The sequence below is a fragment of the Domibacillus enclensis genome (genome assembly GCF_900156125.1).
Lineage (GTDB): Bacteria > Bacillota > Bacilli > Bacillales > Domibacillaceae > Domibacillus > Domibacillus enclensis.
Map to the genome: position 1 here is coordinate 51,223 of NZ_FTLX01000002.1, position 20,131 is coordinate 71,353.

A 20,131-nucleotide genomic window follows, 5' to 3' on the forward strand; every position below is an offset into this window, starting at 1 on the left:
ACAGTCGAGGGGAGCGCTCTATATGAAAGTGGCCATCGCGTCAGATCACGGCGGCATCAATATTCGGGAAGAAATTAAATCATTAATGGAAGAACTCGGTATAGAGTACGAGGATTTTGGCTGTGAATGTGCAGATTCCGTCGATTACCCGGACTATGCTCTTCCGGTAGCGGAAAAAGTGGCAGCAGGGGAATTTGACCGGGGCATTTTAATCTGCGGAACAGGAATTGGCATGTCGATTGCGGCAAACAAAGTCAAAGGCATTCGGTGCGCGCTCGTCCACGATGTGTACAGCGCAAAGCTGACAAGGCAGCATAACGATACCAACATCATTTCAATGGGCGAACGCGTCATTGGCGCTGGCCTGGCACGGGAAATCGCCCAAACATGGCTGACGACGGATTTTCAGGCAGGACGCCATGCGACGCGGATCGGTAAAATTGCAGAATATGAAGAAAAGAGCGGGCAGTGATGAACACACTCGAAACGTACAAACAAGAATTGGGCGCATTGCTGTCGGAGCTTCAGGATCAGGCACAATTTAAACAAAACCAATTGTTTGTCGTAGGCTGTTCCACTTCTGAAGTTGCCGGAGACCGCATTGGCACGGCAGGAACAGAAGAAACAGCTGCTGCTCTTTATGAGGTGCTTCAATCCTTTTCGGAAAAAACAGGCGTGCACCTCGCGTTTCAGTGCTGTGAGCATTTAAACAGAGCCGTTGTCGTAGAACGAGATGTAGCAGAAAAGCTTGGCTATGAAGAAGTTGCAGCGGTGCCGGTCCGAAAAGCGGGCGGTGCAATGGCAGCTTATGCATTCGGTCAAAAGGACTGTATGCTCGTTGAATTTGTCCAGGCAGATGGCGGCATTGATATTGGCGACACGTTGATCGGCATGCACTTAAAGCACGTAGCGGTTCCCGTACGCGTGTTAGGCCATTCCGTTGGCGCTGCGCATGTAACGATGGCCCGGACCCGTCCGAAATTAATCGGGGGTCCGCGTGCTGTATACGAAAAAACGAATGTAAGCGATTTGAACGGAACGGAATGTTAAGAAAATAGCCTGTTTTTTGGTGAAAAACATCTTTTTTTAAAAGAAAGTACGGAAAAAAGCAAAAAAGACAGTTGAAAGATTCGGAAAACATGTTATTATGAAAGAGGATTTTTTAACGACCATTCGCACATATTATTTTATAGATTGGGAAGGGGAACAACGATGAGTAAAATTCAAGCGCAAGACCCGGCTGTATTTGCAGCAATTGAAGATGAACTGAAGCGCCAGCAGACGAAAATTGAGCTGATTGCATCAGAAAACTTCGTATCGGAAGCGGTAATGGAAGCACAAGGTTCGGTTTTAACGAATAAGTATGCAGAAGGCTATCCGGGCAAGCGCTACTACGGCGGCTGTGAGCACGTGGACGTTGTAGAAGATTTAGCGCGCGATCGTGCAAAAGAGCTTTTCGGTGCAGAATACGTAAACGTTCAGCCGCATTCAGGTGCACAGGCAAACATGGGTGTTTACTTTGCTGTTTTAGAAACAGGCGATACGGTGCTTGGCATGAATTTATCTCACGGCGGCCACTTAACACACGGAAGCCCGGTTAATTTCAGCGGTGTGCAGTATAACTTTGTTGAATACGGCGTGACAAAAGACGAGCAGCTTATCGATTATGAAGATGTTCGCCAAAAAGCGCTTGAGCACAAGCCGAAGCTAATCGTTGCCGGTGCAAGTGCCTACCCGCGTGCCATTGACTTTGCAAAATTCCGTGAGATTGCGGATGAAGTCGGTGCGTATTTGATGGTAGACATGGCTCACATTGCTGGACTTGTGGCTGCAGGCCTTCACCAGAACCCGGTTCCTTACGCTCACTTTGTGACAACGACAACGCATAAAACGCTTCGCGGTCCTCGCGGCGGCATGATCTTGTCAACAGAAGAGTATGGAAAGAAATTTGATAAATCCATTTTCCCTGGTATTCAGGGCGGCCCGCTTATGCACGTCATTGCAGCAAAAGCGGTTGCTTTTAAAGAAGCACTTCAGGATGACTTTAAAGTATACGCTCAAAACGTCATTGACAATGCAAGCCGTCTCGCTGAAGGCTTAGTAAAAGAAGGCATTGACATCGTATCAGGCGGCACAGACAATCACCTGCTGCTAGTAGACTTACGTTCACTTGGTTTAACAGGCAAAGTAGCGGAAGCGGTGTTGGATGAAGTCGGCATCACAGTAAACAAAAACACGATTCCATACGATCCGGAAAGCCCGTTTGTCACAAGCGGTGTTCGCATCGGGACGGCGGCGGTTACGTCACGCGGATTCGATCTTGACGCAATGGATGAAGTAGCGTCAATCATCGCCAAAACATTGAAAAACCACGATGACGAAGCGGTTTTAAAGGAATCAGCAGACCGTGTTCTTTCATTAACAGCTAAATACGCGCTTTACCAGGAAGCGTAAGGAAAAACTGCCGGCTGCATGAGCCGGCAGTTTTTGTTTTGCGCAGATACGGATACGGCGCAATTATACGGATTAGCGCGCAATTACAGAGATTACGGCGCGATTTCCCGAGTTTACAGCGCATTTCCCGGAAATACGGCGCAATTCCATGCGAATTGCGCCGTATTTTTTATAATTGCGCCATACTTGAGGCTGCTTTCATTCGCAGCAGAATAAGAATGTCGGATTTTTCAGTTTGTTGCCCGCCGCTTGCTTTTCAAGTAAAATAGGATTGACTTTGCATGTCCGTATAATGAGGAGTGAACTTGATGGGAAAAGTGTATGTTTTTGATCATCCGCTTATTCAGCATAAGCTGACAATGATCCGTGACAAAAACACGGGAACAAAAGATTTCCGTGATTTAACAGATGAAGTAGCCACATTGATGGCATTTGAAATTACACGCGATTTGCCGCTGGAGGAAGTAACGGTGCAGACACCGGTTTGTGACGCGAAAGCAAAAGTTTTAGCAGGTAAAAAATTAGGGATTGTCCCAATTTTGCGTGCAGGTATCGGCATGGTCGATGGCGTACTGAAGCTGATTCCTGCCGCTAAAGTCGGCCACGTCGGCTTATACCGCGACCCTGAAACACTGCAGCCGGTGGAATATTATGTGAAGCTGCCAACAGATGTAGAGGATCGCGATTTCATCGTCGTTGACCCAATGCTTGCAACAGGCGGTTCGGCCATTGAAGCGATTAACTCGCTGAAAAAGCGCGGCGCGAAAAGTATTAAATTTATGTGTCTGATTGCTGCACCGGAAGGCGTGGATTTATTGAAAGAAGCGCATCCGGATGTCGACATTTACATCGCATCTTTAGATGAAAAGCTGAATGAAAAAGGCTACATCGTTCCTGGTCTCGGCGACGCCGGTGACCGTTTGTTTGGCACAAAATAAAGAAAAGCAGGTGGAGAGAATGGATCGCCCGATTAAAGTAATGACGATTTTCGGCACGCGGCCGGAAGCGATCAAAATGGCCCCGCTCGTTTTGGAATTAAAAAAACGGCCGGAAGAATTTGAAGCCATCGTAACCGTAACAGCCCAGCACCGCCAAATGCTTGACCAGGTGCTGAACATTTTCGATATTACACCAGATTATGACTTGAATATTATGAAAGACCGTCAAACGTTAATTGACGTCACGACGCGAGGACTTGAAGGTCTTGACCGGGTCATGAAGGAAGTCAAGCCGGATATCGTTTTAGTTCACGGTGACACAACGACAACGTTTGTTGCCGGACTTGCGGCATTTTACAATCAGATTGCGGTTGGCCACGTGGAAGCGGGTCTGCGTACGTGGAATAAATACTCGCCGTTTCCGGAAGAAATGAACCGCCAGCTAACAGGCGTTATGGCGGATCTTCATTTCTCGCCGACAGAGCAGTCTGAGCAAAATTTGCTGAATGAAAACAAAAAAGCCGACTCGATTTTCGTCACAGGCAACACGGCGATTGATGCACTGAAAACGACGGTGAAGGAAGAGTATACACATGATGTGCTGGAGAAGCTTGGAGAAGACCGTCTTGTGCTGATGACTGCACACCGGCGTGAGAACCTTGGTGAACCGATGAAAAATATGTTCCGGGCGATCAAACGGTTAGTGGAAGATCATGAAGCTATTCAAGTCGTTTATCCAGTTCACCTTAATCCGGTAGTGCGTGAAACAGCTGACTCTATTTTAGGCAACGATCCGCGCATTCACTTAATTGAACCGCTTGACGTCATCGACTTCCATAACTTTGCGGAGCGTGCGCACATTATTTTAACCGATTCTGGCGGTGTACAGGAAGAAGCGCCTTCTCTTGGCGTGCCAGTGCTTGTGCTGCGCGACACAACAGAGCGCCCGGAAGGCATTGACGCCGGGACGCTGAAGCTTGCGGGTACCGACGAGGAAACGATTTATTCGCTGGCGTCTGAGCTTTTAACAGATGACGCTGCGTATGAAAAAATGTCTAAAGCCTCTAATCCATATGGAGACGGTGAAGCATCCCGGCGCATTTGCGATGCGATCCGATACCATTTCAAAGCGGCCTCTGATGCACCAGAGCGCTTTGAGGTAAAGTAATAATAGAAGAAGACCGTCCGAAATAGCGGACGGTCTTCTTTGTATATGAAATAAATGTTCGGGAAAAATGAAAAAAGTATGAGCATTTTGTGAAATATCCATGTCAGCTACTGAGGTTTTCGTTCACAACACATTGACATTGAAAAAGGGCTATTGTATGCTAACAAAGGGTAAAGAGAATAGGTTTTTATACATAGTGTAACCGTTTTTTTGCCGCTGTTTATTTATGTTTTCAAGCATACGATTGAGGTGTGTGATGAACCGGAATCAGGAAAACCGACCTTTTAGGGCGATGGCGCTTTACAGTGCTGTGCTTGCCCAGCTCGCCGGCTCGATGATTGCCGGTATTTTTGCAGGTCTGACGCTTGACAGCTATTTTCAAACAGTGCCTCTTTTTTTAATCATCGGACTGCTGGGCGGACTCTCGGCAGGAATTTACGCCATGCTGCGGACAATTCAACATTTCAATTCAGGAGACTAGCACTCTATGCCCGAACTCCAGCAATCCATTAAACGACAGCGAACATATTTGATTTACCTGCTGGCCATTTTTGTACTCGGCTGGGGGTTCACATCTGCACAAGACATTTTTGCAGGCTTATTTCTTGGGACTGCACTGAGTCTTTACAATCACTGGATCATTGGCAGAAGAATCGACCGTTTCAGCAAAGCGGTGGAAGATGGACGGAAAATTCCGTCTCTTGGCACAATTCTGCGAATGGGCTCTGCGGCCCTCGCTGCCATGATCGCCATTCAAAACCCGGACCAGTTTCATTTGGTCGCCACTGTTATTGGATTAATGACTGCTTATGCAGTGATTATGATAGATTTTGGAATCCAACATTTTATAAAACGCACGAACGGGAAAGAGGTGAAATAATTTGGATCATAAGTCTCCATTATATGACCTTCATTTGTTTGGGGTCACATTGACGTTCAACCTGGCAAACATGCTGATGATTACAGTAGCCAGTGTCATTGTATTTCTGATCGCGGTTCTTGCCACGCGCAAGCTGGCACTAAAACCAACAGGAATGCAGAACTTCTTTGAATGGGTCATGGACTTTGTCAAAGGGATTGTTAAAAGCAATATGGACTGGAAGACAGGCGGGCGATTCCATGTACTTGGAATCACACTGATTATGTACATTTTCGTATCCAATATGCTCGGACTTCCGTTCGCGATTGTTTATAACGATTATTTATGGTGGAAATCACCGACAGCCGACCCGGTTGTCACACTCACGCTGGCCGTTATGGTAGTGGGCTTGTCTCATTATTATGCGATCCGCATGAAAGGTTTTTCCGAATACGGAAAAGATTTCTTCCGCCCGATGTGGTTTATGTTCCCACTGAAAATCATTGAAGAATTTGCCAACACGCTTACACTCGGCCTCCGGCTTTATGGTAACATTTTTGCCGGTGAAATTCTGCTTACACTACTTGCAGGATCACTTGCCACAGGCGTTGGCGGACATTTAGCAGCGGTTATTCCGACGCTTGCATGGATGGGCTTCTCTGTTTTCGTTGGTGCCATTCAGGCATTCATCTTTGTTATGTTAACGATGGTTTATATCTCACATAAAGTGAGCCATGACCATTAATATAATTACCTGTTCAGCCACTGGACAAACGCATTTTTCGTAAATCATGTTTTCAAAAATAAGGAGGAAAAATTAACATGGGTCTTTTAGCAGCAGCAATTGCAATTGGTTTAGCGGCCGTAGGTGCCGGCGTAGGTAACGGTCTGATCGTATCGAAAACAGTCGAAGGTATGGCTCGTCAGCCAGAAGCACGTGGAATGCTACAAACAACAATGTTCATCGGGGTAGCACTAGTAGAGGCGATTCCTATCATCGCCGTAGTAATCGCGTTCATGGTACAAGGACAATAATAAGTGCGCAGACGGCCTGGCCGTCTGAGCTAGACAATAAACGCTTCAGGAAAAAGGAACAAAGGCTAAGAACGCAACGTCCTGTTGCGATGCCTTTGTAACTTAATTCCTGTGAGCCCTATGGCGAAGATCACATTCTTATGCGAGCCTTCGCCATTCCTTTATGTGTAAATCACCGTAACCGTTTAATAAAATGTTTTTTTCTTCATTTAATGAAGGAAAGGACATGAACCTCTTGAAGGGAGTGAACTGATCGTGACGACAAACGCACTTGTACTTGGAGCTGGCGCTGGCTTTAACGGCGGCGACATCATCTTCCAATTGCTTATGTTTATCATCTTGCTCGCATTGCTGAAGAAATTCGCATGGGCGCCGCTTATGGGCATCATGACGCAGCGTGAAGAGCATATTGCATCAGAAATCGAAGCGGCAGAAAAAAGCCGTGTCGAAGCGAATCAACTATTAGAACAAACACGTGCGGAAGTGAAAACAGCCCGCCTTGAAGCACAAAATACGATTGAAAACGCCAAGAAGCTTGGCGAAGAACAAAAAACAGAAATTCTCGCGGCTGCCCGTGCAGAATCTGAACGTTTAAAAGAATCAGCGAAGCTTGAAATTGCGCAAGAGCGCGATAATGCAATGAACTCATTGCGCGAGCAAGTTGCAGCTCTATCTGTCATGATCGCGTCGAAAGTAATTGAAAAAGATCTTTCAGCAGCCGATCAAGAAGCACTGATTAATCAGTACATTAAAGAGGCAGGCGAAGAGCGATGAGTAAATCCGGAGCGGCAAAACGCTACGCGATCGCGCTTTTCGAACTGGCAAAAGAACAAAAACAAGTAGTAGAGATCGAACAGGAATTGCGTGTGGTCAAGCAGGTGTTTGGCGAAAGCAAAGAATTGTTAACGGTTCTTGAAGCGCCAAAGCTTTCAGCTGAACAAAAGCAGGCGATGATCGTTTCTGCATTTGGCCAGGCTTCAGCGCCTGTTGTAAACACATTAAAGCTGCTCGTTCAGCGTCATCGCACGAATGAAATCCCTGCGGTATGTGACGAGTACATAACGCTTGCAAATGAAGAGCGTGGAACAGCGGATGCCATCGTGTATTCGGTTCGCCCGCTTTCTCCAATCGAGGAAACAGCTGTTTCCCAGGCGTTTTCACGCAAGGTTGGCAAGCAGACGTTAAACATTGAAAACATTGTGGACCCGAATCTGCTGGGCGGCTTGAAAGTCCGGATTGGCAACCGCATTTTTGACGGCACTTTGCGCGGCAAATTAAACCGTCTTGAAAAAAAATTAACGACGAATTTATAAAATTGACAGAAGCAAAAGCTTCTTGAAGAAACTGAGGGGTGACATGCATGAGCATCAAAGCTGAAGAAATCAGTGCGCTGATAAAAAAGCAAATTGAAAACTTCCAGTCCGATATTACAGTTAGCGACGTCGGTACTGTCATCCAGGTTGGGGACGGTATCGCACGTGCTCATGGCCTCGACAACGTTATGGCAGGAGAGCTTCTTGAGTTCTCTAATGGCGTAATGGGTATGGCTCAAAACCTGGAAGAAAACAACGTAGGTATTATCATTCTTGGTCCTTACACAGGCATCAAGGAAGGCGATGAAGTGCGCCGCACAGGCCGCATCATGGAAGTGCCGGTTGGCGATGAGCTAATTGGCCGCGTTGTAAACTCACTTGGTCAGCCAGTCGATGGTCTTGGTCCAATTAACACAACAAAAACACGTCCAATCGAAAGCCCGGCAACAGGCGTTATGGCCCGTAAATCGGTTCATGAGCCATTGCAAACTGGGATTAAAGCGATTGATGCCCTCGTGCCAATCGGCCGTGGACAGCGTGAATTAATCATCGGTGACCGTCAAACAGGTAAAACGACGGTAGCGATCGATACAATCTTGAACCAGCGTGATCAGGATATGGTTTGTATCTATGTTGCGATTGGCCAGAAGGAATCAACGGTCCGTAATGCGGTGGAAACACTTCGTAAGCACGGTGCGCTTGACTACACAATCGTTGTTACAGCGTCCGCGTCTTCACCGGCACCAATGTTATTCCTTGCGCCTTACACAGGCGTATCAATGGCTGAAGAATTTATGTTCAACGGCAAGCACGTTTTGATCGTGTATGATGATCTTTCGAAACAAGCAGCAGCCTACCGTGAGCTTTCCCTTCTTCTTCGCCGTCCTCCAGGTCGTGAAGCATACCCTGGTGACGTATTCTACTTGCATTCACGCCTTCTTGAGCGTGCAGCGAAATTAAACGATACACTTGGTGCAGGTTCGATTACAGCACTTCCATTCGTTGAAACACAAGCGGGGGATATCTCAGCTTACATTCCAACGAACGTGATCTCGATTACAGACGGACAAATCTTCTTGCAGTCTGACTTGTTCTTCTCGGGCGTACGTCCGGCGATCAACGCGGGTCTTTCTGTATCACGTGTTGGTGGCTCCGCACAAATTAAAGCGATGAAAAAGGTTGCAGGTACACTGCGTCTTGACCTTGCCGCTTACCGTGAGCTTGAAGCATTTGCACAGTTCGGTTCAGATCTTGATGCGATTACGCAATCAAAGCTAAACCGTGGTGCCCGTACAGTTGAAGTATTGAAGCAGGATTTAAATAAGCCGCTTAAAGTTGAGCGCCAGGTGGTTATTCTTTATGCATTAACACGCGGCCATCTTGACGAGATTCCGGTTTCAGATATCACTCGTTTCGAAGATGAACTGTTACACTGGCTCGATAAAAACCACACAAATGTGTACGATCATATTCGCACAACGAAAGAACTTCCGTCTGACGATGAACTAAAAGCAGCGATCAGCGAGTTTAAAAAATCGTTCGTGAAATCCGAATAAGAGCAGCATAAGGGCGGTATCGTCTACCGGACGTCCGCCCTGTCTGCGTCATCAAACACAAAAAAGGGTGGTGAGAGAAAGTGGCATCGTTACGCGATATACAAACACGTATTACATCGACCAAAAAGACGAGTCAGATTACGAAAGCCATGCAAATGGTATCCGCTTCTAAATTGAGCCGTGCGGAATCAAATGCGAAGTCATTTGTTCCTTATATGGATAAGATTCAGGAAGTTGTTGCGTCAATCGCCCTCGGCAGCAAAGATGTAACACATCCGATGCTAGTCTCCCGCCCCGTTAAAAAAACCGGGTACCTTGTAATTACATCGGACCGCGGTTTGGCGGGAGCCTATAACAGCAGCATTTTACGTTCTGTTTACAAACAAATTCAAGAGCGTCATACGTCTAAAGACGAATACGTTGTCATCGCCGTTGGGCGTGTTGGCCGCGACTTCTTCCGCATGCGGGGAATCGAAGCTATCGACAGCGTAACAGGTCTGCCGGATCAGCCGTCGTTTGCTGATGTAAAAGAAATCGTCCGCAAGACGGTCGATCTTTTCTCAGAAGGCGCGTATGATGAGCTTTTCATGTACTACAGCCATTTCGTCAATGCGATTCAGCAGGACGTAACAATGAAGAAAGTATTGCCGTTGACGGATATTGAATCAACAGGCGGAAGTCTTTCTTCATACGAATTTGAACCATCTGCAGAAGAGATTCTTGAAGTTTTGCTTCCTCAATATGCAGAAAGCTTAATTTACGGCGCTCTTCTAGATGGAAAAGCGAGTGAGCACGCGGCACGTATGACGGCTATGCAAAATGCAACCGACAATGCCAAAGAGCTGATCCGTTCACTAACACTTCAATACAACCGTGCACGCCAGGCGGCAATTACCCAGGAAATCACGGAAATTGTCGGCGGAGCAGCCGCACTCGAATCGTAATAAATCAGGCGGGATTTGTCCCGTATGAATAACTAATAAGCAATGAACCAAAACAGGAGGGAAAAAGATGAACAAAGGACGCGTTCTTCAGGTTATGGGTCCGGTCGTTGACGTTAAGTTTGAAAACGGTCAGCTTCCTTCGATTTATAACGCTTTAAAAGTTCAGATCGGCTCAACTGCGACAGAACTGACATTAGAAGTCGCTACACACCTTGGCGATGACTCTGTCCGTGCGATTGCGATGGCATCAACAGACGGTCTTCAGCGTAACCAGGAAGTAATTGACACAGGCAGCGCCATTTCAGTACCAGTTGGAGATATTACGCTTGGCCGTGTATTTAATGTACTTGGTGAGCCAATTGATGAAAAGCCAATTGAGTCAGGAATTCGTCTTGATGCGATTCACCGTTCTGCACCAACGTTCGACCAGCTTTCAACAGAAGTTGAAATTTTGGAAACAGGGATCAAAGTTGTTGATCTTCTTGCACCATACATTAAAGGCGGTAAGATCGGTCTTTTCGGTGGCGCCGGTGTAGGGAAAACAGTTTTAATCCAGGAATTGATCAATAACATCGCACAAGAGCATGGCGGTATTTCGGTATTCGCTGGTGTTGGTGAGCGTACTCGTGAAGGAAATGACCTTTTCCACGAGATGAGCGATTCAGGCGTTATTGCTAAAACAGCGATGGTATTCGGCCAAATGAATGAGCCTCCTGGTGCACGTATGCGTGTTGCCCTGACTGGCCTGACAATGGCTGAATATTTCCGTGACGACCAGGGACAAGACGTTTTGTTCTTTATCGATAACATCTTCCGTTTCACGCAAGCGGGTTCTGAAGTATCAGCCCTTCTTGGACGCCTTCCATCTGCGGTAGGCTACCAGCCAACATTGGCAACAGAAATGGGTCAGCTTCAAGAGCGTATTACATCAACGAACGTCGGTTCCGTTACCTCTATTCAGGCGATTTATGTCCCAGCCGATGATTACACGGATCCGGCACCTGCGACAACATTCGCTCACTTGGATGCAACGACGAACCTTGAGCGTAAGCTTTCAGAGATGGGTATTTACCCTGCAGTAGATCCACTCGCTTCAACATCCCGTGCCCTGTCACCGGAAATCGTTGGCGAAGAGCATTACAATGTCGCACGTTCTGTACAGCAGACGTTGCAGCGCTACAGAGAATTGCAGGATATCATCGCGATCCTCGGTATGGATGAATTGTCAGAGGAAGATAAATTGACGGTATCACGCGCACGCCGCATTCAGTTCTTCCTTTCTCAAAACTTCCACGTGGCGGAGCAGTTTACAGGACAAAAAGGATCATACGTACAAGTACAGGATACAGTACGCGGATTCCGCGAAATCCTGGACGGCAAGCACGACACTCTTCCTGAAGATGCATTCCGTTTGGTCGGCGGCATTGAAGAAGTGGTGGCAAAAGCACAAGAAATGGGTGCGAACGCCTAATATAGGGACCAGGAGGTTTAGCTATGAAGACATTTAACGTCAATATCGTCACTCCTGACGGTCCGGTCGTGGATACGAACGTAGAACTCGTTAGTGCAAAAGCACAAAGCGGCGAGCTCGGCATCATGGCCGGCCACGTCCCGATGGTCGCTCCCTTGCAAATCGGCGCAGTCCGGTTAGTTACAGGCGGCAAGCAATCCGAATTGGTCGCGATCAGCGGCGGCTTTCTCGAAGTTCGTCCGGATCAGGTAACGATATTAGCGCAAGCTGCTGAAAAAGCGGAAAGCATCGACATTGCCCGTGCAAAGGAAGCTCAGCTTCGTGCGGAGCAGCTGCTGCAGAGCAAGCAGGATCATGTTGATTTTAAACGTGCCGAACTGGCATTGAAACGCGCGGTTAACCGCGTCAATGTATACGAAGGCAAACTATAAAAAAGACGCTGCCCATCGCCTGACGATCGGGCAGCTTTTTTTTTGCTAATCAGGAACGAGACACTCTTTTAAAATAAGCGGTCTCCTGATTAAATAAAAGCAAAAAGAATCGAACGTGAACAAGGAATAAGGAGTAGGATGATCATGATTGAATCTTTCGGACAAGAAGCGCTTATTAGCATGGTTCTCAGCCTGTTTTGTATTGGCCTGTCGTTTTGGTCGCTTCAGTCGCTCCGGCTCGATCAGCTCTTTCGCAAAAACCAGGTAGCCCGTGCCCGAATGCTTTATTTATTGCTTTCCATTGCGATCGGATCGGCCGTCAGCAGCTTCTTTTTGAACTATTTGCAATGGGCTCGCCAGCTTCCTTTACTGTTTTAATTGGACTTGTGCACTGACGTACTTGCCTTTTCTGGTAAAATCATTTAAATTGAATGGAGACATTTTGTGAAAAAACATGCATTTTGGGTTTGCCGCCGTGTTAGACGGGAAAACAAAAAAAGGATGGTTTTTTGAATAATTTCACAAAGTCTCTACAATTTGTGCTAAATTTCACTTGAGAAATTTGCGATCAGGATGGTAAACTTTAAGAAGTTTTGTCGAAGTGACGAAAAGACATTGGAAAGGGCTGGCACGTCAGTCCACTGATTTGAATATGTATAATAGAAAAGGACGCGGAGGGGAACAGTTTGGACAAAATTATCGTCCGCGGCGGTCACCAATTGAATGGTACCGTCAAAGTTGAAGGAGCAAAAAATTCGGTGCTGCCAGTGATTGCAGCGACCATGCTTGCAGGAGAAGGAAAGTGTGTCATTCGTGACGTACCAACTTTATCCGATGTATATACAATTAATGAAGTATTGCGCCACTTAAATTGTGAAGTGACATTTGAAAACAACACAGTAACAGTTGATGCAACGAAAGATCTTCTAATTGAAGCTCCATTTGAATACGTTCGCAAAATGCGTGCCTCTGTTTTAGTCATGGGTGCACTTTTGGCGCGAAATGGAAAAGCCCGTGTCGCACTTCCCGGCGGATGCGCAATCGGTTCACGTCCGATTGACCAGCATTTAAAAGGATTTGAAGCGATGGGCGCTCATGTCCGTGTGGAAAACGGCTTTATCGAAGCCGAAACAGATGGACGATTAAAAGGAGCAAAAATTTATCTGGATTTCCCGAGCGTCGGCGCTACGGAAAACATTATGACCGCTGCTGCTTTAGCAGAAGGTACAACCATCCTTGAAAACGCAGCAAAAGAACCGGAAATCGTTGACCTTGCGAACCTTATCAACAAAATGGGTGGCAAAGTAATCGGAGCTGGTACAGAAACGATTCGTATTGAAGGTGTTGACGTATTAACCGGTGCGGACCACGCAATTATTCCTGATCGTATTGAAGCTGGCACATTTATGACTGCTGCCGCGATTACAGGCGGAAACGTCCTAGTAGAAGGTGCTGTTGCCGAGCACATGTCGTCATTGATCGCAAAAATGCGTGAAATGGGCGTGGAAATTATTGAAGAGGACAATGGCATTCGTGTCATCGGTCCTGAAAAAATGAAATCGGTCGATATTAAAACAATGCCGCACCCTGGCTTCCCGACAGATATGCAATCACAAATGATGGCATTGATGCTGAAAGCGGAAGGAACAGGCGTCATTACGGAAACCGTTTTTGAAAACCGCTTTATGCACGTGGAAGAGTTCCGCCGCATGAATGCCAATGCAAAGATTGAAGGCCGTTCGGTCATTATTGATGGTCCATCTGATTTGCAGGGAGCTGAAGTTGCCGCAACGGATTTACGTGCAGCTGCCGCATTGATCCTGGCTGGACTCGTAGCAGATGGCTACACACGTGTAACAGAACTAAAGCATCTTGATCGCGGATACGTGAATTTCCACGGCAAGCTTGCCGCACTTGGTGCAGATATTGAACGTGTATCGGAAACAGCAGACACGCCAGTCGCGGTGAAAAGCTGAATTCATTCCTACCTATCATTATTTTTCTTGAAAAACCGTCTGTTTGTACAGGCGGTTTTTTTGTGTGCGAAAACAGGTGCCGGCTTTTTTCTTTTGTCATAAACAGTATAGTCGAGCATATCCCTTTTTATACGGCAAGGAGGGAACTTTGTTGAAAAAACCGGTTATGACCCTGTTGTTTATTATGATTGCGGCAATCGCTGTTCCAGCAACCGGCATCTGGCTGTCTGAAACAAACACACCTCCGGCAGAGCAGGAGCCTACAGTAGATGTCGTGCGGACAGACACACAAAAAACGGAATCCGTCCCGCTTGAATCGTATGTAGCCGGTGTCGTTGCGGCGGAAATGCCGGCTTCCTTTGAGAAAGAAGCCTTAAAAGCGCAGGCAGTGGCAGCGCGCACGTTTATTTTAACGCAAACATTAAAGGGAAACGATGTAACGGACACCGTGGATGACCAGGTATACAAGGATGAACAGGATCAAAAAAACATGTGGGGATCAGAGTATGAGGAAAATAAAGGTAAAATAGAAGAAGCTGCACGGGAAACAGAAGGAAAGATATTGGTATACAACAATGAGCCGATCACTGCTGCTTTTTTCTCGTCAGGAAACGGGCAGACGGAAAATTCGGAAGACTACTGGCAGTCTGCAGAGCCTTACTTAATCAGCGTCGCCAGCCCATGGGATAAAGAGGCGCCGAACTTCGAGCAAGAAGTAGAGCTGCCAAAGCAGGAGGCAGAAGAAAAGCTCGGTGTGTCGCTTCCTGATTCAGGTGTGATTGGAGACGTAACGCAACGGACAGCAGGAGGCCGAATCGCCTCTATCACCATTGAAGGCAAATCATTCACAGGAAGGGAAGTTCGTGAATTGCTCGACCTGCCTTCTGCTGATTTTCAAATGATTGCGGACGGGACAGAAGTTGTCGTGAAAACAAAGGGGTACGGCCACGGTGTGGGGATGAGCCAGTATGGAGCAAACGGAATGGCAAAAGAAGGGAAAACATACGAGGAGATTACAGCGTATTATTATCCAGGTGCCAGTTTGGAGGAAGCCTCTGTTTTTTTAACTCGTTAAATGAAAAAAACACGTCCGCATTTACTGCGGGCGTGCCCATTCACTAAAGCCGGCCATCCAGCGGCCGATTTTTGACTTGCGTTCAAAATACATATATTTGACGGCGAGAAAAGCAATCGCCACACCCGTTACATCTTTAATGGCATCAATAAGCGTGGCTGAGCGGTATGGCACAAACGCCTGATGAATTTCATCCGCCAGCCCGTAAAAAGAAGCGAAAACGGCTGCCGCAAAACTGACCACAGGCGTCAGGCGGCCATTTGCTAAAAAAGCTGCAGCAATGAGTCCATATAAAATAGCGAATTCAACCAAATGAAGAGATTCTTTAATAAGTAAATCAAGAGAGTTATTCGGTAAATCCATAATGGTATCGTGCGGAAGGCCCGACATAATCCAAATGGCTATCATATAAAAAACGGGCAGTGCCATAACAAACAATCGAATTCCTTTTTTCAATCTTCCACACCTCCACATCCTCTTTGATTTTACCACCTCCTTTTCATGTGAACAGCCTTGTTTGTGGCGTTTTTTTTACGATTTCAGGAATTTTAAGGGACATATGTATAAAATCCCATTCCTCCGTCGAAAATGGATGACGAGGTGATGACCATGAAAGAGGGCGGCAAAAAACAACTCCCCCCAAAACTGAAAGACTTTTTAACGCGTCGGCGGGCTTTGCCTGCAATTTATTTAGCTTGTGCCATTTTATTGATTTCTAGTTTGTTGTTTTATGAGGTGATGAAGCCAGAGAACGAGGAAAGAGCAGCCGATCTGTTTAATGAACCAGCGGAAAGCGTGAACGGTAAGCCGGAAAAAATGATCAAGCCGGTTGTAGAAGGGGCAGCAGCAAAAACGGCTTTTTACGATGAAAAAGCTGAGGCGGACAAGCAAGAGGAGGCATTGGTCGTATTTAACGATACGTATTATGAAAGCACAGGCGTTGATTATGCACTTGAAAACGGCAAAACGTTTGCCGTATCAGCGCCGCTTTCAGGAACGGTTACAGATGTGCGGGAGGACGCATTTCTTGGCAACTACATTGAAATTGATCATGGCAATGGAGCGGTCAGCACATTTCAATCAGTGGACAACATTCAAGTAAAGAAGAATGACACAGTCACACAGGGCGAAAAGCTTGGAGAAGCAGGCAGAAGCATTTTAAATGAATCGGCTGGCATACACGTTCACTTTGAAATAACGAAGGATGGCGAGCTCCTGGACCCCTCCTCGGTTTATGGGAAAACGGTTAGTGATTGGAAATGAATATTTCCCAGGCAATACACATATCGTTAAGTAAACGAAATGGGGCTGCTTGTATTCGATGAAACCCATGGCCGAAATAGTCGACACCGCTCATCCCGTTTCCGCTGAAGGAGGCGTGTGCGTGCGCGAGTACATCAAAGAAAGAGCACTGAGGGCCGGCAAGTATATCGTCGAAACAAATAAAACGGTCAGGGATGCAGCAAAAGAGTTTGGCATTTCGAAAAGTACAGTTCACAAAGATTTAACGGAGCGGCTGCCCGATGTCAATCCGGAACTGTCTGCCCGAGTCGAACATATTTTACACTACCATAAATCCATCCGGCATCTGCGCGGAGGCGAAGCAACAAAACAAAAGTGGAAGCAGCCGGACCGCTGTAGCTAACACGAAACAAAAAGAGAAAGCATCCCTTGCTTTCTCTTTTTCACGTTGTTGAAAAAAGGATGTGTCAATGAAAAGCAAGTGACACCTTCTTTTTTTCAAAGCCCCTATGCTTGCGCGAACACGGTCAGGGCGGCTTCTGCAGGACTTCGCGTTCGGAGGGGCGGGCGGTGAGCTAACTTTTGGAGCACGGCTCCAAAAGTGGATCTCACCTTTCCCGCTTGATCCCTCCCGAGTCTTCGTCCTGCGCCAGCCGCCCTAGTGGGGAGGGAAAGCAGATCATAAAACCAAAGATGGGTATACGTTACGTTCTGATTGGAAACAAAGAAACAATGGCCCTCTGTTTTTCAATACTATGTAAAGAGAAAGCATCCCTTGCTTTCCCTTTTTCACTTTGTCCAAAATAACCGAATATTCACAGTCCAATCTTCCTTGAATATATGGTAAAATAGGTATTTGGAGTATAAAAGCGACCATTATATGAAAAATAGATGAAGACTATTGAGGGGGCAGGACATGTTTTCGAAAGATATTGGAATTGACCTGGGGACGGCTAACGTATTAATACATGTAAAAGGACAGGGAATCGTATTAAACGAGCCGTCTGTCGTGGCGTTAGACCGGACAACGAATAAAGTGCTGGCTGTGGGTGAAGAAGCGTACCAGATGGTTGGACGTACGCCGGGGAATATTGTGGCGATTCGCCCGCTTCGTGATGGCGTTATTGCGGATTTTGATGTAACCGAGTCCATGCTGAAGCATTTCATTAATAAACTGAACGTGAAAGGCTTTTTATCCAAGCCGCGTATTTTAATTTGCTGTCCAACCCAAATTACTGCTGTTGAACAAAAGGCGATCCGTGAAGCGGCTGAAAAAAGCGGCGGCAAAACGGTTTATTTGGAAGAAGAGCCGAAAGTGGCAGCGGTTGGCGCCGGCATGGATATTTTTGAGCCGAGCGGACACATGGTCATTGATATTGGCGGCGGGACAACAGATGTTGCTGTCCTGTCTTTAGGGGCGATCGTTACAGCTGAATCCATTAAAACAGCTGGAAACACCTTTGATGCAGATATTATGAACTACGTGAAAAAGCAATATAAACTATTGATCGGTGAACGGACAGCCGAAGCGATTAAAATCAATGTGGGAACCGTTTATCCGAGCGCGCGAAACGAAGAAATGGAAATACGCGGCCGCGATATTATGACCGGGCTTCCGCGCATTTTAACGATCACGTCGACAGAAATTGAAGGAGCGCTGCGTGAATCTGTTGCTCAAATTGTCCAGGCCTCGAAAAATGTGCTGGAGAAAACGCCGCCAGAGCTGTCTGCTGATATTATTGACCGGGGTGTGATGCTGACGGGCGGCGGCGCATTGCTGCACGGGATTGATCAGCTGATGGCGGATGAACTGAAGGTGCCTGTTTTTGTAGCGGAAAACCCAATGGATTGTGTAGCGATCGGCACCGGCAGAATGCTCGATAGTATGGATCGACTTTCTTCCAAGAAAAGGATTAAATGATGAAATAGAGCTGCTAATCATAAGCAGCTCTATTTATTTTTGCTCATTCTGCCTATTTTCTCAATATTTTCTGTTAATGAATGCAGCGACTATTGTATAATAAAGACGGCATGTATTGCTTAAAAATGAGGTGAACAATTTGTTCAAAGGGTTTTACACGGCTGCTTCAGGCATGATTGCCCAGCAGCGGCGTACAGAAATACTAACCAATAATATGTCCAATGTGAATACACCGGGCTATAAAGCAGATCAGACGAGCGTAAGAGCTTTTCCAGAAATGCTGCTGAAACGAATGGATGATACATCTGTGCCGGTGGAAAATAAATTAAACTTGCCCTACGAACCAACCATTGGTTCTTTAAATACTGGTGTATATTTACAGGAAACCATCCCGAATTTCCGTCAGGGAGATCTGCGGGAAACAGGATTGACAACGGATGTGGCTCTTCAAGGAGAATCTGTTTTTTTTACGGTTCAAAATGCAGCGGGAGAGACACGCTATACTCGGAATGGAAATTTCACGCTGGATCTTGAAGGGTACTTAACAACGGCATCGGGCTTTTACGTGCAGGATTCAAATGGAGAACGAATTCAATTGACGTCGGATCGTTTTGAAGTCAGTGAATCCGGTGATGTCACCGAAAATGGCCAGCTTGTCGCTCAATTGGGTGTGGCATACGCTGAAAATCCAAATGACTTGATCAAGGAAGGCGACGGATTGTACCGGCTCGATGGTGCTGCTCTGCCAAACGCGTATCAGACGGATGCAGCACAATTCTCCACGCAGCAAATGTTTTTAGAAGGGTCGACAACGGATCTGTCCCGGACGATGACCGATATGCTGACGGCGTACCGATCATTCGAAGCGAATCAAAAAGTATTGACGGCGTATGACCGAAGCATGGAAAAAGCCGCAAACGAAATCGGGCGCGTAACGTAAAGGAGAGCGTAAGATGAACAGAACGATGATTAATGCCGTTAACACGCTGTCTCAGCTTCAGAAAAAAATGGATGTAACAAGCAGCAATGTAGCCAATTTGACAACGACCGGATATAAAAGCAGCAATGCGTCGTTTGCCGATTTAATTCATCAGCAGACCGTCAACATGTACCGAGAGAATGAGGATGTTGGCCGTGATACGCCTTACGGAATCCGGCTCGGGGCAGGTGCGATGATGGCGCAGGTGCAAATGGTCAGCACGCAGGGGAATATTCAGCAAACAGGACGGACGCTGGACTTTGGATTGACGAAGCCAAATCAGTTTTTCAAAGTGCTGATTCAGGATGAAGAGGGCAATGGCCGCGTTCACTACACGCGGGACGGCGCTTTTTCTGTAACGCCTGCGGGCGGCGGCAATCTGATGCTCGTTACATCAGAAGGCAATCCTGTTCTTGATGAAAATGATGCGCCGATCGTTTTGCCGGAAGAAGAGATGGAGCAGCAGGCAGGGGGGCTTCTCGGTCTTGTGGAAGTGGATAAGCCGCAGTTTTTAGAGCGGGCTTCCGCCAACCTGTTTGTGCTTCCCCAAAACCCGGCCACTGCGGAGGGACAGATTTTGCGGAACTTAAATGCGGCTGAGCGGCAGGAAGCCGGTATTCAGGCCGGGGCGCTTGAAATGTCAAATGTTGATTTCGCGAAGGAAATGAGCGATTTGACGGCAACTCAGCGCTCTTATCAATTTCAATCAAAGGCGATATCGATCGCTGATCAAATGCTTGGCTTAATTAATGGGGTCAGATAGAGGGGA

24 protein-coding genes are annotated in these 20,131 nt (G+C 46.8%); 23 read left to right on the forward strand and 1 reads right to left on the reverse strand.

Features of this window, described 5'->3' with window-relative positions; genetic code table 11:
• Nucleotides 1-22 precede the first annotated feature (22 nt).
• The 18 genes from rpiB (at nucleotide 23) to spoIID (ending at nucleotide 15,220) form a co-directional block, all read left to right on the forward strand.
• On the forward strand, nucleotides 23-472 hold the full coding sequence (rpiB, locus tag BW952_RS04225) for a ribose 5-phosphate isomerase B (protein ID WP_045852019.1): 450 nt from the start codon (nucleotides 23-25) through the stop codon (nucleotides 470-472).
• Nucleotides 472-1,050, forward strand: a complete 579-nt coding sequence (locus BW952_RS04230) for a TIGR01440 family protein (RefSeq protein ID WP_045852018.1) — start codon at nucleotides 472-474, stop codon at nucleotides 1,048-1,050. The genes rpiB and BW952_RS04230 overlap by 1 nt, the downstream gene beginning before the upstream one ends.
• Before the next feature lie 162 nt (nucleotides 1,051-1,212).
• The gene (glyA, locus tag BW952_RS04235; protein ID WP_045852017.1) at nucleotides 1,213-2,454 is read left to right on the forward strand and encodes a serine hydroxymethyltransferase; all 1,242 of its coding nucleotides are present in this window, start codon (nucleotides 1,213-1,215) and stop codon (nucleotides 2,452-2,454) included.
• A gap of 308 nt (nucleotides 2,455-2,762) precedes the next feature.
• On the forward strand, nucleotides 2,763-3,392 hold the full coding sequence (gene upp, locus BW952_RS04245; protein WP_045852015.1) for a uracil phosphoribosyltransferase: 630 nt from the start codon (nucleotides 2,763-2,765) through the stop codon (nucleotides 3,390-3,392).
• A gap of 19 nt (nucleotides 3,393-3,411) precedes the next feature.
• On the forward strand, nucleotides 3,412-4,560 hold the full coding sequence (gene wecB / locus BW952_RS04250; protein WP_045852014.1) for a non-hydrolyzing UDP-N-acetylglucosamine 2-epimerase: 1,149 nt from the start codon (nucleotides 3,412-3,414) through the stop codon (nucleotides 4,558-4,560).
• 256 nt (nucleotides 4,561-4,816) lie between these two features.
• On the forward strand, nucleotides 4,817-5,041 hold the full coding sequence (locus tag BW952_RS04255; protein ID WP_045852013.1) for an AtpZ/AtpI family protein: 225 nt from the start codon (nucleotides 4,817-4,819) through the stop codon (nucleotides 5,039-5,041).
• Nucleotides 5,042-5,047: 6 nt separating this feature from the next.
• A complete protein-coding gene (locus tag BW952_RS04260) occupies nucleotides 5,048-5,440 on the forward strand; it encodes an ATP synthase subunit I (RefSeq protein WP_045852012.1) in 393 nt (130 codons plus the stop codon).
• Nucleotide 5,441: 1 nt separating this feature from the next.
• Nucleotides 5,442-6,164, forward strand: coding sequence for a F0F1 ATP synthase subunit A (atpB, locus tag BW952_RS04265; protein WP_045852011.1), 723 nt, complete (start codon nucleotides 5,442-5,444; stop codon nucleotides 6,162-6,164).
• A 77-nt stretch (nucleotides 6,165-6,241) separates the two neighbouring features.
• Entirely contained in the window at nucleotides 6,242-6,454 is a 213-nt protein-coding gene (gene atpE, locus BW952_RS04270; protein ID WP_045852010.1) for a F0F1 ATP synthase subunit C, read from the forward strand.
• 255 nt (nucleotides 6,455-6,709) lie between these two features.
• Nucleotides 6,710-7,228 (forward strand): F0F1 ATP synthase subunit B, encoded by a 519-nt coding sequence (atpF, locus tag BW952_RS04275; RefSeq protein WP_045852009.1) that lies wholly within the window; start codon nucleotides 6,710-6,712, stop codon nucleotides 7,226-7,228.
• Entirely contained in the window at nucleotides 7,225-7,767 is a 543-nt protein-coding gene (locus tag BW952_RS04280) for a F0F1 ATP synthase subunit delta (protein ID WP_045852008.1), read from the forward strand. Before atpF ends, BW952_RS04280 begins: the two co-directional genes overlap by 4 nt.
• A 47-nt stretch (nucleotides 7,768-7,814) precedes the next feature.
• Nucleotides 7,815-9,323, forward strand: coding sequence for a F0F1 ATP synthase subunit alpha (gene atpA / locus BW952_RS04285; RefSeq protein ID WP_045852007.1), 1,509 nt, complete (start codon nucleotides 7,815-7,817; stop codon nucleotides 9,321-9,323).
• Nucleotides 9,324-9,403: 80 nt separating this feature from the next.
• A complete protein-coding gene (locus tag BW952_RS04290; RefSeq protein WP_045852006.1) occupies nucleotides 9,404-10,267 on the forward strand; it encodes a F0F1 ATP synthase subunit gamma in 864 nt (287 codons plus the stop codon).
• Between the two features lie 67 nt (nucleotides 10,268-10,334).
• Nucleotides 10,335-11,738: a F0F1 ATP synthase subunit beta gene (gene atpD / locus BW952_RS04295; RefSeq protein WP_045852005.1), complete on the forward strand. Its 1,404-nt coding sequence runs from the start codon at nucleotides 10,335-10,337 to the stop codon at nucleotides 11,736-11,738.
• A gap of 23 nt (nucleotides 11,739-11,761) precedes the next feature.
• Nucleotides 11,762-12,169 carry a F0F1 ATP synthase subunit epsilon gene (locus tag BW952_RS04300; RefSeq protein WP_045852004.1) on the forward strand — a complete coding sequence of 136 codons (408 nt, stop codon included), beginning with the start codon at nucleotides 11,762-11,764 and terminating at the stop codon, nucleotides 12,167-12,169.
• Nucleotides 12,170-12,313: 144 nt separating this feature from the next.
• Entirely contained in the window at nucleotides 12,314-12,547 is a 234-nt protein-coding gene (locus BW952_RS04305) for a DUF1146 family protein (protein WP_045852003.1), read from the forward strand.
• 308 nt (nucleotides 12,548-12,855) lie between these two features.
• Nucleotides 12,856-14,145 carry a UDP-N-acetylglucosamine 1-carboxyvinyltransferase gene (murA, locus tag BW952_RS04310; RefSeq protein WP_045852002.1) on the forward strand — a complete coding sequence of 430 codons (1,290 nt, stop codon included), beginning with the start codon at nucleotides 12,856-12,858 and terminating at the stop codon, nucleotides 14,143-14,145.
• 166 nt (nucleotides 14,146-14,311) lie between these two features.
• Entirely contained in the window at nucleotides 14,312-15,220 is a 909-nt protein-coding gene (spoIID, locus tag BW952_RS04315; RefSeq protein ID WP_082084661.1) for a stage II sporulation protein D, read from the forward strand.
• 21 nt (nucleotides 15,221-15,241) lie between these two features.
• Here the strand turns inward: spoIID and BW952_RS04320 are convergent, their stop codons facing one another.
• Complete coding sequence (locus BW952_RS04320; protein ID WP_052698518.1) at nucleotides 15,242-15,676, reverse strand: VanZ family protein; 435 nt, start codon at nucleotides 15,674-15,676, stop codon at nucleotides 15,242-15,244.
• Between the two features lie 282 nt (nucleotides 15,677-15,958).
• Between BW952_RS04320 and BW952_RS04325 the strand changes: the two genes are divergently transcribed.
• The 5 genes from BW952_RS04325 to BW952_RS04345 all read left to right on the forward strand — a co-directional run bounded on the left by BW952_RS04325 (nucleotide 15,959) and on the right by BW952_RS04345 (nucleotide 20,125).
• Nucleotides 15,959-16,483 carry a M23 family metallopeptidase gene (locus BW952_RS04325; protein WP_169714082.1) on the forward strand — a complete coding sequence of 175 codons (525 nt, stop codon included), beginning with the start codon at nucleotides 15,959-15,961 and terminating at the stop codon, nucleotides 16,481-16,483.
• Nucleotides 16,484-16,604: 121 nt separating this feature from the next.
• A complete protein-coding gene (gene spoIIID, locus BW952_RS04330; protein ID WP_045851999.1) occupies nucleotides 16,605-16,865 on the forward strand; it encodes a sporulation transcriptional regulator SpoIIID in 261 nt (86 codons plus the stop codon).
• Between the two features lie 513 nt (nucleotides 16,866-17,378).
• Nucleotides 17,379-18,383, forward strand: coding sequence for a rod shape-determining protein (gene mreB / locus BW952_RS04335; RefSeq protein WP_045851823.1), 1,005 nt, complete (start codon nucleotides 17,379-17,381; stop codon nucleotides 18,381-18,383).
• 139 nt (nucleotides 18,384-18,522) lie between these two features.
• Nucleotides 18,523-19,323, forward strand: coding sequence for a flagellar hook-basal body protein (locus BW952_RS04340; protein ID WP_045851822.1), 801 nt, complete (start codon nucleotides 18,523-18,525; stop codon nucleotides 19,321-19,323).
• A gap of 13 nt (nucleotides 19,324-19,336) precedes the next feature.
• A complete protein-coding gene (locus tag BW952_RS04345; protein WP_045851821.1) occupies nucleotides 19,337-20,125 on the forward strand; it encodes a flagellar hook-basal body protein in 789 nt (262 codons plus the stop codon).
• Nucleotides 20,126-20,131: the final 6 nt, after the last annotated feature.

Coding starts and splice junctions, on each gene's coding strand:
- rpiB (WP_045852019.1), top strand. CDS start 23: ATGAAAGTGGCCATCGCGTCAGATCACGGCGGCATCAATATTCGGGAA.
- BW952_RS04230 (WP_045852018.1), top strand. CDS start 472: ATGAACACACTCGAAACGTACAAACAAGAATTGGGCGCATTGCTGTCG.
- glyA (WP_045852017.1), top strand. CDS start 1,213: ATGAGTAAAATTCAAGCGCAAGACCCGGCTGTATTTGCAGCAATTGAA.
- upp (WP_045852015.1), top strand. CDS start 2,763: ATGGGAAAAGTGTATGTTTTTGATCATCCGCTTATTCAGCATAAGCTG.
- wecB (WP_045852014.1), top strand. CDS start 3,412: ATGGATCGCCCGATTAAAGTAATGACGATTTTCGGCACGCGGCCGGAA.
- BW952_RS04255 (WP_045852013.1), top strand. CDS start 4,817: ATGAACCGGAATCAGGAAAACCGACCTTTTAGGGCGATGGCGCTTTAC.
- BW952_RS04260 (WP_045852012.1), top strand. CDS start 5,048: ATGCCCGAACTCCAGCAATCCATTAAACGACAGCGAACATATTTGATT.
- atpE (WP_045852010.1), top strand. CDS start 6,242: ATGGGTCTTTTAGCAGCAGCAATTGCAATTGGTTTAGCGGCCGTAGGT.
- BW952_RS04280 (WP_045852008.1), top strand. CDS start 7,225: ATGAGTAAATCCGGAGCGGCAAAACGCTACGCGATCGCGCTTTTCGAA.
- atpA (WP_045852007.1), top strand. CDS start 7,815: ATGAGCATCAAAGCTGAAGAAATCAGTGCGCTGATAAAAAAGCAAATT.
- atpD (WP_045852005.1), top strand. CDS start 10,335: ATGAACAAAGGACGCGTTCTTCAGGTTATGGGTCCGGTCGTTGACGTT.
- BW952_RS04300 (WP_045852004.1), top strand. CDS start 11,762: ATGAAGACATTTAACGTCAATATCGTCACTCCTGACGGTCCGGTCGTG.
- BW952_RS04305 (WP_045852003.1), top strand. CDS start 12,314: ATGATTGAATCTTTCGGACAAGAAGCGCTTATTAGCATGGTTCTCAGC.
- spoIID (WP_082084661.1), top strand. CDS start 14,312: ATGACCCTGTTGTTTATTATGATTGCGGCAATCGCTGTTCCAGCAACC.
- BW952_RS04325 (WP_169714082.1), top strand. CDS start 15,959: ATGAAGCCAGAGAACGAGGAAAGAGCAGCCGATCTGTTTAATGAACCA.
- mreB (WP_045851823.1), top strand. CDS start 17,379: ATGTTTTCGAAAGATATTGGAATTGACCTGGGGACGGCTAACGTATTA.
- BW952_RS04345 (WP_045851821.1), top strand. CDS start 19,337: ATGAACAGAACGATGATTAATGCCGTTAACACGCTGTCTCAGCTTCAG.